8 protein-coding genes are annotated in these 13,022 nt (G+C 59.8%); 5 read left to right on the forward strand and 3 right to left on the reverse strand.

Translation table 11 applies throughout. The annotated features are described in order from the left end of the window. Positions 1 to 171 precede the first annotated feature (171 nt). Both CR159_RS00005 and CR159_RS00010 read left to right on the forward strand, forming a co-directional pair. Entirely contained in the window at positions 172 to 1,248 is a 1,077-nt protein-coding gene (locus tag CR159_RS00005; protein ID WP_102071960.1) for a YkvI family membrane protein, read from the forward strand. Positions 1,249 to 1,263: 15 nt separating this feature from the next. Beyond that, the gene (locus CR159_RS00010) at positions 1,264 to 1,902 is read left to right on the forward strand and encodes an aminotransferase class IV (protein WP_102071961.1); all 639 of its coding nucleotides are present in this window, start codon (positions 1,264 to 1,266) and stop codon (positions 1,900 to 1,902) included. A 429-nt stretch (positions 1,903 to 2,331) separates the two neighbouring features. Here the strand turns inward: CR159_RS00010 and CR159_RS00015 are convergent, their stop codons facing one another. Beyond that, positions 2,332 to 3,483, reverse strand: a complete 1,152-nt coding sequence (locus CR159_RS00015) for an aminodeoxychorismate synthase component I (protein WP_102071962.1) — start codon at positions 3,481 to 3,483, stop codon at positions 2,332 to 2,334. A gap of 11 nt (positions 3,484 to 3,494) precedes the next feature. Beyond that, a complete protein-coding gene (gene uvrA, locus CR159_RS00020) occupies positions 3,495 to 9,218 on the reverse strand; it encodes an excinuclease ABC subunit UvrA (RefSeq protein WP_102072402.1) in 5,724 nt (1,907 codons plus the stop codon). A 219-nt stretch (positions 9,219 to 9,437) separates the two neighbouring features. Here uvrA and CR159_RS22070 point away from each other — a divergent pair, with 219 nt between their 5' ends. Then, the gene (locus CR159_RS22070) at positions 9,438 to 9,566 is read left to right on the forward strand and encodes a hypothetical protein (protein WP_255398710.1); all 129 of its coding nucleotides are present in this window, start codon (positions 9,438 to 9,440) and stop codon (positions 9,564 to 9,566) included. A 173-nt stretch (positions 9,567 to 9,739) separates the two neighbouring features. Continuing rightward, on the forward strand, positions 9,740 to 10,666 hold the full coding sequence (locus CR159_RS00025) for a glycosyltransferase family 2 protein (RefSeq protein WP_102071963.1): 927 nt from the start codon (positions 9,740 to 9,742) through the stop codon (positions 10,664 to 10,666). A 14-nt stretch (positions 10,667 to 10,680) separates the two neighbouring features. Here CR159_RS00025 and CR159_RS00030 read toward each other — a convergent pair whose 3' ends face one another. Then, a complete protein-coding gene (locus CR159_RS00030; protein ID WP_102071964.1) occupies positions 10,681 to 11,190 on the reverse strand; it encodes a hypothetical protein in 510 nt (169 codons plus the stop codon). A gap of 139 nt (positions 11,191 to 11,329) precedes the next feature. On the opposite strand from CR159_RS00030, the gene ettA reads away from it, so the two are divergent. Then, entirely contained in the window at positions 11,330 to 13,003 is a 1,674-nt protein-coding gene (gene ettA / locus CR159_RS00035) for an energy-dependent translational throttle protein EttA (protein ID WP_102072403.1), read from the forward strand. The last annotated feature ends 19 nt before the right edge of the window (positions 13,004 to 13,022 follow it).

The raw sequence follows: 13,022 nt of genomic DNA on the forward strand, positions 1-13,022 counted from the left end.
AGATGTTCAGTGGTACGATTTGGCATAGGCAATCCCGTTTGGTTGTGGCGTCGAATACCAGTAACCATAAGCCTTTGGCACGGGATTGCCTACCCGTTTCTACAACAATAATGAAATTTCCGGGCTAGTACAATCGCGCCTGGCTTACAGGATCATGGTTCACACGTTGATATGAATAAATACGCGGTACAGCTTGCTTTTGCCTACATGGGCGTGATCATCGGCGGCGGATTCGCTTCCGGTCAGGAAATTCTCCAGTTCTTTACCGGCTATGGCATGGCCAGCATTGCGGGCACCGTGCTCGCCGGCTTGCTGTTCGCATTCCTGGGTATGCAGATTGCGCGCATCAGCACAACATCGCAAGCACAGTCGCACAAAGACGTGTTGTGTTTGTTGTTCGGCCGTCGCGCCGGAGCGGTCATGGACATTCTGCTCACCTTTTTCCTGTTTGGGGTCGGCGTGGCCATGCTGGCGGCAGCCGGGTCTTTATTCAAGCAGCAGTTTGGTTTTTCTCCGGTGGTCGGCAGTGTTTTCATGACGGTCCTGGTCGTGCTGACCTTGTGCCTGAACGTGAAACGGATCATCGATCTGGTCAGTCTCGCGACGCCCTTGCTGATGGCGCTGGTCCTGGTCATTACGACGTATTCGCTGTTTACCAGCAATGCTGATCTGGATCAGTTGTTGACGCTGAGCCAGGGCCAGGAAACGGTGGCGCCGCACTGGGCCCTGGGCGCAGTACTTTACGCCTCCTTCAATATTGCCGTTGGCTTCCCGATGCTGGCGGTGATCTCGGGGCGCAGCCGCGACATCAAGACCACCTCGCGAGGCGGAGCGCTGGGAGGCGTCGGCTTGGGGCTATTGATCCTGCTGCTCAACGTCAGCCTGTTTTCCAACCTGAATCAGTTGCACGGCGCGGAATTGCCTACGCTCATGCTGGCATCGCGGCTCTCGCCTGTCGTCGGCATACTGATGACGGTCTCGATTACATGCATGATCTACAGCACGGCGGTGGGCATGTTCTTTGCGTTCAGTGCACGTTTTTCCAGTCCCGAAACTGGCCGGTTCCGCGTACTCAGCCTATCGTCCTGCACCATCGGCCTGGTGCTCAGCTTCGTCGGCTTTACGACCTTGGTGGGCAGCGTTTATCCCTTGCTGGGCTACCTGGGTTTGCTGTTGATCGCTGCGGTTCTCGTCAACTGGTTCCGGGGCCGGTCTATGGCGGCCGGCGTCGTGAACGACATTGCCTGAGGCGGGACCGCAATCATGTCCCAGCCTTGCATCCAGCTTATTGAAACCATAAGGATAGAAGTGGGCCGGCACGCGCCCTTGCTGGCGCTCCATTGGCAGCGCTTGCAGGACTCTTGCACGGCATTGGGCCACGCTTGGCCGGCCGATCGTTTGCTGCGCGACGCGCAGGCGCACATCGGCAAGCTGGACGCCGACAGCAGCCATCGACTGCGCGTGTTGCTGAGCCAGAACGGCGACTATTCGCTGGAGTCCAACCCCTTGCCTCCAACGTCCGAGCCCGTACGCCTGCATCTCAGCGCGACGACGCTGCAGGCTGACCGGATGTGGTTGCGGCACAAGACCACCCATAGGCCATGGTACGAGGCTGCCCAGGCCTGGCTGGCGCGCAACCCCGCATATTTCGATGTGGTGTTTTGCAACGAGCGGGACGAGGTATGTGAAGGGAGCCGCAGCAATATCTACATTCTGGATGCGGACAGCAGTACGTGGCTTACGCCGCCACTGGACTGTGGCTTGTTGCCAGGCGTCCAGCGCCGCAGCTTGCTGGATAGCGGACAGGTCCGGGAAGCCCGCATCACGCGGGAACAGTTCCTGAGGTCGCCCGCCATTCGCGTATCCAATGCATTGCGCGGCTGGCTGACTGCCACGCTTTGACTCTGGGTGAAAGAACGCTAGAGCATTTTTGGTCGAGGTGTTTACAAGGTCCGCTGCAGCGCGGAGGCGTTGGGGGCGGCTTTTCGCTCTTTAGAAAGGCGGGTGTGTCGGGCGCTGTTTCGGCTTCGCGCGCTACGCCCCTTGGCGTTGCCAGGGGTACCCGTTCCGGTCAGTCCCATCGAGGCGACCGCGGAACTCGCCCCGGTCGGACCGGTGGTCCGACACCCGTCGGGCTCAGACAGCCGCGGCCTTGCCTCCTCGATGGGACTAACCGAAACGGCGTGCGCGAGGCGCCTGCACAGCCCCCGAGACACCCACCTTTTTGCATCTGCGAAGCTTGGACCAGTCCACACCCACCCCGGACAACGTCATCAGAGCAGGACAACGTCACTAAAGCAACGTCCCGTAAACACTTGAACCGAAAATGCTCTAGGGGAAACCGCCAAGCTGCAATAGGCGGGCTTTCCACTGGCATTCTTGCCACTCGAGCTCGGCATCTGAGTCGTACACAATGCCGCCTCCTACGCCGAACCTGCCTGAGCCGTCATGCTGCATGACAATGGTCCGTATGGCTACATTCAGGGAGCAGTCGCCGTCTGGAGCCAGCCAGCCCACACTGCCGCAGTAAATGCCGCGAGGGTGGACTTCCAGTTTGCGGATTTTTTTCATGGCGGCGATTTTCGGCGCACCGGTGATTGAGCCGCAAGGGAAAAGCGCCCGCAATAATTCCTCCAGGCTTTTATCCGGCGCTTGCGCACTGATGGTGGAAGTAAGCGTCCAGACCGATGGATAGCATTCCAGGGAAAAAAGCGTGTCGACCTTGACTGAACCTGGCGTAGCCAGCCGTCCCAGGTCGTTGCGCAACAGGTCGACGATCATCAGGTTTTCGGCACGGTTTTTTTCGCTACGCAAGAGCTCTTGGGCCGCCCGTTGGTCCAGCACTGGATCGGCATGGCGCGGCGCTGTTCCCTTCATGGGGCGCACGGTCAGCGTCGCACCCTTGCGGGCAAAGAACAGCTCGGGCGAAAACGACAATATCGTGCGTGAACCGTCTTCAATATAGGCCGCATGGCCGGCGGGGTGCCGTGCAGCGATGGCCCGGTATAGATCCCGGTGCGGCGTAGCCGTGGCAACCCTTATCGGAAACGTATAGTTGGCTTGATAGAGTTCGCCGCGGCCTATGCTGGCTCGTATGTCTTCCACCTGTCGCAGATACTGATTCTTTTCGATCAGGGGATGGGTATCCAGGCCTACAGTGCTACAGGCGGCGGGGGCGCTCCATACCGGCACACGCGCCGCCTGCCCATAAACCAATGCGGTAAGGCGTGGTGCTGGGTCGGGATCCGTAGGACGCATCCCGGCTCCTGTCGATGCCGCGACCGGTGCCAGTACGGCAGGTTCCAGCCATTCGCCCAGTTCGTAATCCAGCAGCAGGGCCACCCAGTATCCTTGCCGCCGGGCGGCCTCGATGTCGGCAAATGCTGCAGGCAGCTCGTCCGCACTGCACGCCTGAATACGGTGACTGAGATCGAGCAGCTCCAGCGCCCGCCCCGACAGACGGTCTTCGAAACGACAAAGCATCAGGGCCTGCCCTAGCTGGAGGCGTGCAGGAAAGGTCCCAATACCGCTCCCGTATGGGACTGGTCCTTCAGGCTCACGATATGCTCCGGTGTTCCTTCGGCAACCAGGCGTCCGCCACCGTTGCCGCCTTCCGGCCCGAGGTCGAGTATCCAGTCGGCTTCAGCGATCACGTCCAGATTGTGTTCGATGACCACGACGGTATTGCCCGCGGCGACCAGGCGGTGCAACACATGGATGAGCTTCTCGACGTCGGCCATGGAAAGGCCTACCGTCGGCTCGTCAAGCACATACAGGGTATGCGGGATACGCGAAGCCCGGCCGGTCTTGATCACGCCATCGGTCAGTCTTGCCTTGGTCAGTTCCGTGACCAGCTTGATGCGCTGCGCTTCGCCGCCCGACAAGGTGGGGGAGGGCTGGCCCAGCGTCAGGTAGCCCAGGCCCACGTCCTGCATCAATTGCAAGGGACGGGAAATCTTGGAATGGGCGGCGAAATAGGTAATGGCCTCGTCGACCTCCATTTTCAGAACTTCGCCCGCGTTCTTGTCGCGCCACGTCACATTGAGCGTATCGCGGTTGAAGCGCTCGCCGGTGCAAGCGTCGCAGAGCACCTTGACGTCCGGCAGGAAGCTCATCTCTATGGTGCGCAGTCCCTGGCCTTCGCACACCGGGCATCGTCCTTCGCCGGTATTGAATGAGAAGCGCGCCGCAGACCAGCCCCGTATGCGGGCATCGCGTGTTTCTGCAAAAAGCTTGCGCACATCATCCCAGAAGCCGATATAGGTGGCCGGGCAGGAGCGCGGTGTCTTGCCTATGGGCGTCTGGTCCACTTCGAGCACGCGGTCGATATGTTCCCATCCGGTGATCTCGACGCAGCCGTGCCACGCGGGTGCACGCCGTTGCGAAACCGCCTGGGCCAGGTTGTCCAGCAAGACGTCCCGGGCGAGGGTGGATTTACCCGATCCCGAAACGCCGGTGACCACGCTGAGGCGGCCGACAGGCAGGCTGGCCGTCACATTGTGCAGGTTATGCAAATGCGCCCGGCTGACCGTGATCATGGGGGTGTCCTTGTCCACGGGGCGGCGTGCCTGCAAGGGATGGCGCAAGGGTGTTTTCAGATAGCGCCCGGTGATCGAGGCGGGACTGTCGATGATGTCCTGTACGCTGCCTTGCGCAACCACCATGCCGCCGCGCACACCGGCGCCGGGGCCTATGTCGATAACGTGTGTGGCGCGCCGTATGGTGTCTTCGTCATGTTCCACGACTACCAGCGTATTGCCATTGCCTTCCAGTGCGGCCAGTGCATTCAGCAGGATCTGGTTATCGCGGGGATGCAGGCCTATGGTGGGTTCGTCCAGCACATAACAGACGCCCTGCAGGTTCGAGCCCAGTTGGGCAGCAAGCCGTATCCGCTGCGCTTCGCCGCCGGATAAGGTGGGTGCAGCGCGATCCAGTGCCAGATAGCTCAGGCCCACTTCCTGCATGAAGTCCAGGCGGCCCTGGATCTCAGCCAGGATATCGCGGGCGATTTCCACCTCGCGGCCCTGGCTGACCAAGCCTGTAAAGAAGGTACGCGCATCCGACACCGGCAGGGCCGCCAGTTCGGCAATGGAGCGCCCGCGCCAGCGGAAGGCGCGCGATACGGGATTAAGGCGATCGCCGTGACAGCTGCTGCACGTTTCCGTGGCGCCTTCATACCAGGCATTCCACGCGGTCTCTTCACCCGTTTGCTCGGCATCAAAGCCGGAAAGCTGAAGTCCGGTTCCAAAACAGGCGGTGCACCAGCCATGCTTGGAGTTGTACGAGAACATGCGTGGATCAGGCTCGGGAAAGCTGGTGCCGCAGCAGGGGCAGGCGCGTTTGACCGAGAAATGGTGCTGCGGGGACACATCGCTGAGCCCGTCCAGGCGGCGCTCCTCCACGGTGGCGGCGTTACCGTCGGTCAGGCCGGCGAGTATGCTCAGGCTGCCCTGGCCATGCTCCAGCGCGCTGCGTATGGCTTCTCGCAGCGCCGGTTCATGGTTGGCATCGACCAGCAAGTCGGCAATGGGCAGTTCGATACTGTGTTCCTTGTAGCGATCGAGTCGGGGCCAAGGCGCTACGGAGATAAATTCGCCGTCCACCCGCAGGTGCGAGTAGCCTTTCGTGCCCGCCCATTTCGCCAGATCGGTGTAATAGCCTTTGCGCGCGGTGACCAGCGGCGACAGCACCCCTATGTGCTGTCCCTTGTAATCACGCATAAGCTGGGCGACGATCTGCTCGGCCTTCTGCGGCTCGACGGCGACATCGCAGGTCGGACACATTTGCGTGCCCAGCTTTACGTAGAGTAGGCGCAGGAAATGGTGGATTTCCGTCATGGTGGCCACGGTGGATTTTCGGCCACCCCGGCTGGTGCGCTGCTCGATGGCGACGGTGGGCGGAATACCGTAGATGGCGTCGACATCCGGCTTGCCCGCCGGCTGAACGATGGCGCGCGCGTAGGCGTTCAGTGATTCCAGGTAGCGGCGCTGTCCTTCATTGAACAGAATATCGAAGGCCAGCGTTGACTTACCGGAACCGGAAACTCCGGTAATCACGGTGAATGTATCGTGGGGAATGCTGACGTTGATCCCCTTGAGATTATGCTCGCGGGCATTGACGATATCGATGCTTTGCGCCTGACCCCGCTTCTGCCTGACAAGTGTCTGCAAGGGAGTGCCGTTTTCGCTGCCATATTGCTTTACCGGTTCTGCCAGCAAGCGTGCCTGGTGGGACTTGTCTTCGTAGACGATGGCGCTGGTGTAATCGACCAGCGCCTGGCCTGTATGCGAAGCCTTGTTCTGCATAAGATCGTCTGGCGTGCCCACGCCCACCACCATGCCGCCGGCGTCGCCGCCCTCCGGACCCAGGTCGATCAGCCAGTCCGCGGCCCTGATGACATCGAGATTATGTTCGATGATAAGCAGGGAATGGCCGGCGCCCAGTAGCTTGCGAAACGCGCGCATCAGTCGGGCCACGTCATCGAAGTGCAAACCTGTCGTCGGCTCGTCAAACAGGAAAAGGCTGCCTTTCTTGGCGACCTTGGCCGAGGAAATACCGCTACGCGTTGCCGCCGCCAGATGGCCGGCCAGCTTCAGCCGCTGCGCTTCGCCGCCCGACAGCGTCGGCACGGGTTGTCCCAACTGTACATACTCCAGCCCAACATCGGCCAGGGGGGCCAACCCCCATTGCACATCGCGCAGTCCGCTGAAGAACGACAGCGCTTCACTGATCGTCATCGCCAGCACCTGGTCGATGGATGCGCTGCGTCCCAGGTGTTCGACCTTGACTTCCAGGATTTCCGGGCGGAATCGTTTGCCGTCGCAATCCGGGCAACGCAGATACACATCGGACAGGAACTGCATTTCGACGTGTTCGAATCCGGTGCCGCCGCAAGTGGGGCAGCGGCCGTCTCCGGTGTTGAAGCTGAATGTGCCCGCCGTATAGCCGCGCTCCCTCGACAGGGGCGCTTGCGCAAACAGCTTGCGGATGGGATCAAAGGCGCCCACGTAACTGGCTGGATTGGAGCGCGCCGTCTTTCCGATAGGCGTCTGATCCACCATGACCACATCGGCCAGTTGCTCCACACCGAGCAGATGCTGATGCTCTCCTGGCGCTTCGGTAGGCCTGCCTTTTTGCTTGAGGATGGCCGGATACAGCACATCCTGGATCAAGGTGGACTTGCCCGACCCGGATACGCCGGTTACGCACACGAGTCTTCCCAGCGGAATGGAAACCGAAACATTTCTGAGGTTATTGGCGTTGGCGCCTTCCAGCAGCAGCCGGGGTGTACCGGGTGCCACCGGCATGGGCCGCGGTGCCTCCACCCGCAGGCGTCCGCCCAGATAACGCCCGGTCAGTGTGTCGGCATTGCGCAATTCCTGGGGAGTGCCGTCGAAGACGATCTGCCCGCCGCGCTCGCCGGGGCCCGGACCGATATCCATGATGCGGTCGGCCGCTATCATGACCTGGGGATCGTGCTCGACCACAACCAGCGTATTGCCGTTGGCGCGCAGCCGGTGCATGACCTCCACGACGCGGTGCATGTCGCGGGGGTGCAAGCCGATGGACGGCTCATCGAGTACGAAAAGGGTGTTGACCAGCGAGGTGCCCAGTGCCGTGGTCAAATTGATGCGTTGGACTTCGCCGCCCGACAGCGTGCGGCTTTGACGATCCAGCGACAGGTATCCCAGCCCGACGTCGCACAGGAATTTCAGGCGCGTTCGCACCTCATCCAGCAAGAGATCGATGGCCGCGTCGATACTGGCCCCGAAGCTGATGTCGAAGAAGTGATCGCGCACCCGCTCGATCGGCAAACGCATCAGGTCATGGATGCCCAGGCCGGGCAGGGTGTTGAGTGTTTCGCGGCTCCAGCTGGCATGCACCGGCATGAACCGGGGATAGCCCTTGTCATCGTCATGCGCGGTGTCGTTGCCCAGGCGCCAGAGCGTGGCATCGGGTTTCAGTCGCGCGCCGCCGCAAGATGGGCATGGGGTATAGCTTCTGTATTTGGACAGCAGTACGCGCACATGCATCTTGTAGGCACGGGATTCGAGCCAGTCGAAAAAGCGTTGAGCGCCATACCACTGGGTTTTCCAGGCGTTCTGTCCGCCGCGCCAGTCGGGCGTCCCGTCGATCACCCAACGTCTTTCATGCTCATCCAGCGCTTCCCATGGGACGTCCAGCCGGACGCCCGCTGCGGGCGCATACTGTTCCATCTCGGTCTGGCATTCTTTGTAGCTGGCCGTTTGCCATGGCTTGATCGCCCCGCCACGCAAGGTTTTCTTTTGATCCGGTACGACAAGCCCGTAGTCGATACCCATGACGCGGCCGAAGCCTCGGCACGATTCGCACGCACCCAAGGGCGAGTTGAAGGAAAAAGTGCTGGGCAAGGGCGATGAATATTCAACATCGCAATGGGCGCAATGCAGCCTGTTGCTGAAGCGCCAGGCGGTTTCCTCGTCGGCGGACTCGCCCGCCGCGTAAACGGTGATGTGGCCATCGCCCTGTTTCAGTGCAGCGTCCAGCGCCTCCATGACCCTCTGGGGTTCCGCCGTGCCGTAGCGGAAACGATCCTGGATGACATACAACACCCTGAGCTTTTCAGCCTTGGCCGTGCGCTTGCTTTTCCCTTTGGTTTTTTGAGCAGGCGGCGCCTGCAGGCGGGTTTCTTCGTGATGAATGCGTGTGTAGCCTTGCTGGTCCAGAAAGCCGCGCACCTCTTCTTCGGTGAAATTCGCCGGTACGACGATGGGAAAGGTGATGACCAGGCGCGGATCGGCAGGCTGGGTGCGCACGGCCAATTGCTGCTGGATGGATTCGGGATTGTCGCGCAGGACTTGAGTTCCGCAGCACTGGCAATACAGCCGGCCCAGGCGCGCATACAACAGCTTGAGATGATCATTGAGTTCGGTCATCGTGCCCACGGTGCTGCGGGAATTGCGCACCGGATTGACCTGGTCGATGGCGATCGCCGGCAATATGCCTTCGATCCGGTCCACTTGGGGCTTATCCATGCGGTCCAGGAACTGCCGGGCATAGGGCGAGAACGTTTCCACATACCGGCGCTGCCCTTCGGCATACAGCGTGTCGAACGCCAGGGAGCTTTTCCCCGACCCTGAGACGCCTGTCAGCACCAGCAATTCGCCGGTATTGATGGAAACGTCAAGATTCTTGAGATTGTTCTGGCGCGCGCCGAAGATGCGTATGTTTGAGCTCATGACAATATGATAATCGTTCTTTTTCCGGCGCGGCGGGGCCACTTTTTTATCGCCGGGCCGCCCCAAGATAAAAAGCGCCCCCTCGGGGGGCAGCAAGCCGTAGGCGCAGCGTGGGGGCACTTTTTTGGTGGAAGTCGATTTCTAGGTTAGAATGGCGAGTTAACCAAATTTAGGGCCCGCGTCTTTGCGCGCCTATGCATGTAAAGATCGGAGATCATCATGGCAGAAATCAAACGTACGCGTCGCAACACCCTGGAACGCAAGTGCTTGGGCAAGGCCTTCAAGCGCCTTTTCATCCGCGCACCTAAAGGCGTCTTCAAGATGCTCGAAAAGGTCAAACGCGCCTAAGCCTCTTGCGCATGCCGCCGTGGTGCATCGTTTAGGGTTTTTGTAGCGAAAGCCGTATTTGTTGCACAAACTATGACGGAATGTAAGTATGGCAAGGAAACCGCAGATTCAATATCTGCGGTTTTTTTTTCGCCTATCATCGGCTCAATACCAAAGATAGATAGAAAGAGACAATGCAAACCTGGCGTCACCTGTTCACGGTAATCACGCCCACGTATAACCGGGGTCATACGTTGGAAAGAGTGTATCTTTCCCTGCGCGAGCAATCGTTCCAAGACTTCGAGTGGGTAATCGTCGACGATGGCTCGACCGACAATACCCGCACGATGGTCATGGCTTGGCAACAAGAGGCCAGCTTCCCCATTCATTATGTATGGCAAAAGAACCAGCACAAGAAGACGGCTTTCAACCGGGGCGTGAAGAAGGCGAATGGCGAACTTGTGGTCGCTGTCGATAGCGACGACAGCCTCGACACGAACGCGCTGTATGCCATGGCGGGTGCCTGGGCTGGGATACCTGCAGGTGAAAGATCCAGGTTCGTGGCCATTACAGGCCTGTGTGCGCGACCGGACGGACATGTCGTGGGGGACATGTTCCCCAGTGATGTGTTCGACGCCACCGTGCTCGACATGACCTTCAAATATCACATAAAGGGCGAGAAATTCGGTTGCCTGCGCACCGATGTTCTTTTGCAGTTTCCTTTTCCGGAAGAGATTGCTGGCTTTGTGCCGGAAAGCCTGGTGTGGCGTGCGATTGCCCGCGCCGGCTACCAGACGCGCTTTGTGAACCAGGTGTTCAGGGTCTACCACGACAGCGGCGATTCGCTCTCCAGGCAGGGCCGGGAAAGCCAGCAGCACGCGCTGGGTCTGTGGCTGCTGGCGCACGATACGATCGTGGAATGTCTGCCCTGGTTTCGCTACCAGCCTCAGACTTTCCTGATGGCAGCCGCGCGTTATACTCGCTTCGCCCTGCACCTGAAGCATATCGATCAGCCGTTGCCGCTTGACCGCAGCTTGCGTGGCCTGGGATCGCGGGTGCTGGTCGGCCTGATGTGGCCGGTAGGCGCTTTGCTATACATGCGGGATCGCGCCCGAACCTGATCCGGCGACCTGCTTCAGTGCAGGGTGCGTGGCGTCGCCTCTTCGTGAGGGTCGAAGATGTCGTCATCGTCATCCGGCTCGTCGTCTTCAAGGTCGTCGATGTCGTCGCTGACCGGCTCGTCGGCCATGACGAACGGCAGGACGTCGCGAAGGTTCTCGGACCACGCGATCTCCTCGCCTTCCTGGTCGACCTTGATGAACCGGACACCTTCGAGGTCGGACAACTGGATTGCCCAAAGGTATTCGCATTCGAATACGTCGCCGTCTGCGATGGTCAGCCCGCCCTGGTTGCCGATAATTCTGGCGCCGGGGCCGCCCACCTGAACGAGGACAAGATCGTCTGTCTTGTCGTCGACATCGAGCGGCACAGCAAACAGCGCCCATTCAAAGCCAGTTTCGTCAGCATCAATGACCTCGGCCAGTACCGGCTTGCCCATATAGGCACTTAGCGCGTCGGCAGTACGGCCGATGAGGTCGAGTTCGTCGGCCGTAAAGACCAGTGGCGATTCTTGAGTGGTAGACATTGTGCTCGGGATCGTGAGTGAATCACTTATTTTAAGGCAAGCGCGGCGGATGTGAGCCGGAGTTGTATTTTTCCGCCAATACTTTATTCCCGCGCCCGGCCTACAATTGGTGCTTTATCCTTTCATGGCTTTTCAGGTTATGGCTCAATACGTATATTCGATGAACCGGGTCGGCAAGATCGTGCCGCCAAAACGTCAGATTCTGCGCGACATCTCCTTGTCGTTTTTCCCCGGCGCCAAAATCGGCGTGCTGGGCCTGAACGGCTCGGGCAAATCAACCCTGCTGAAGATCATGGCAGGCCTGGATCAGGAGATCGAGGGCGAGGCTATTCCCATGGCCGGACTCAAGATTGGTTATCTGCCGCAAGAACCGTTGCTCAACGCGGAACACACGGTGCGCGAATCGGTCGAGGAAGGCCTGGGTGAACTCTTTTCGGCCAGAAAACGTCTCGAAGAGGTCTACACCGCCTATTCCGAGCCAGACGCCGATTTCGACAAGCTGGCGAACGAGCAAGCCGAACTGGAAGCCATCATTTCAGCGGCTGCCTCCAGTGGCGCCGACGACATCGAGCTTCAAATGGAAATTGCTGCGGATGCCTTGCGGCTTGCTCCCTGGGACGCCGTGATCGGCAAGCTCTCGGGCGGCGAAAAACGTCGCGTGGCCTTGTGCCGCCTGCTTTTGTCCAAGCCCGACATGTTGCTGCTGGACGAGCCCACCAACCACCTGGACGCGGAAAGCGTGGAGTGGCTGGAACAATTCCTGCGCAAGTTCCCTGGTACCGTCGTGGGCGTAACGCATGACCGCTATTTCCTGGACAACGCGGCCGAATGGATACTCGAGCTCGACCGGGGCTACGGCATACCCTGGAAAGGCAACTACAGTTCGTGGCTAGAGCAAAAGGATGATCGCCTGAAACAAGAGGAATCGTCCGAGTCGGCCCGCCAGCGCACCATCAAGAAAGAGCTGGAATGGGTCCGGCAAAACCCCAAGGGGCGGCAAGCCAAGGCCAAGGCTCGCCTCGCACGCTTCGAAGAACTTTCTTCCCATGAGTATCAGAAGCGCAACGAAACACAGGAAATCTTCATCCCTGTGTCCGAACGCCTGGGCAACGAGGTGATTGAATTCGAGAATGTCAGCAAGGCATTCGGAGATCGCTTACTGATCGATAATCTCAGCTTCAAGGTCCCGCCTGGCGCAATCGTGGGCGTCATCGGCCCCAACGGTGCCGGTAAATCCACCCTTTTCCGCATGATTGCCGGACAGGACCAGCCTGACTCCGGGTCTGTCAATGTCGGCAAGTCCGTCAAGCTGGCATTCGTGGACCAGTCACGCGAATCCTTGCCGGACGACAAGACCGTGTTCGATGCCGTATCCGATGGCGCCGACATCCTTACCGTGGGCCGGTTCGAGATGGCTTCGCGTGCCTACCTCGGACGCTTCAATTTCAAGGGCGGCGACCAGAACAAGCTGGTGGGCAAGCTGTCCGGCGGCGAGCGCGGACGCCTGCACCTGGCCAAGACACTGATTGCCGGCGGAAACGTCCTGTTGCTGGATGAGCCGTCCAACGATCTGGACGTTGAAACCCTGCGGGCGCTGGAAGACGCCCTGCTGGAATTCCCGGGCAGCGTAATGGTCATCAGCCATGACCGGTGGTTTCTCGACCGTATTGCCACGCATATTCTGTCATTCGAGGGTGAATCAGAGGTGGTATTCTTTGATGGCAACTATCAGGAGTACGAGGCCGATAAAAAGCGCCGCCTCGGTGAAGAGGGCGCCAAGCCCAAGCGCTTGCGCTATAAGGCACTCAAATAGGCTTATAAAACGGAGAAAT

This window comes from Pollutimonas subterranea (genome assembly GCF_002849655.1).
GTDB classification, from domain to species: domain Bacteria; phylum Pseudomonadota; class Gammaproteobacteria; order Burkholderiales; family Burkholderiaceae_B; genus Pollutimonas; species Pollutimonas subterranea.

Bases quoted from the DNA above. Each gene is read 5' to 3' on its own strand.
- CR159_RS00015 (WP_102071962.1), bottom strand. From the start codon at position 3,483: ATGCTTTGTCGTTTCGAAGACCGTCTGTCGGGGCGGGCGCTGGAGCTG.
- CR159_RS00005 (WP_102071960.1), top strand. From the start codon at position 172: ATGAATAAATACGCGGTACAGCTTGCTTTTGCCTACATGGGCGTGATC.
- uvrA (WP_102072402.1), bottom strand. From the start codon at position 9,218: ATGAGCTCAAACATACGCATCTTCGGCGCGCGCCAGAACAATCTCAAG.
- CR159_RS00010 (WP_102071961.1), top strand. From the start codon at position 1,264: ATGTCCCAGCCTTGCATCCAGCTTATTGAAACCATAAGGATAGAAGTG.
- CR159_RS00025 (WP_102071963.1), top strand. From the start codon at position 9,740: ATGCAAACCTGGCGTCACCTGTTCACGGTAATCACGCCCACGTATAAC.
- CR159_RS00030 (WP_102071964.1), bottom strand. From the start codon at position 11,190: ATGTCTACCACTCAAGAATCGCCACTGGTCTTTACGGCCGACGAACTC.
- CR159_RS22070 (WP_255398710.1), top strand. From the start codon at position 9,438: ATGGCAGAAATCAAACGTACGCGTCGCAACACCCTGGAACGCAAGTGC.
- ettA (WP_102072403.1), top strand. From the start codon at position 11,330: ATGGCTCAATACGTATATTCGATGAACCGGGTCGGCAAGATCGTGCCG.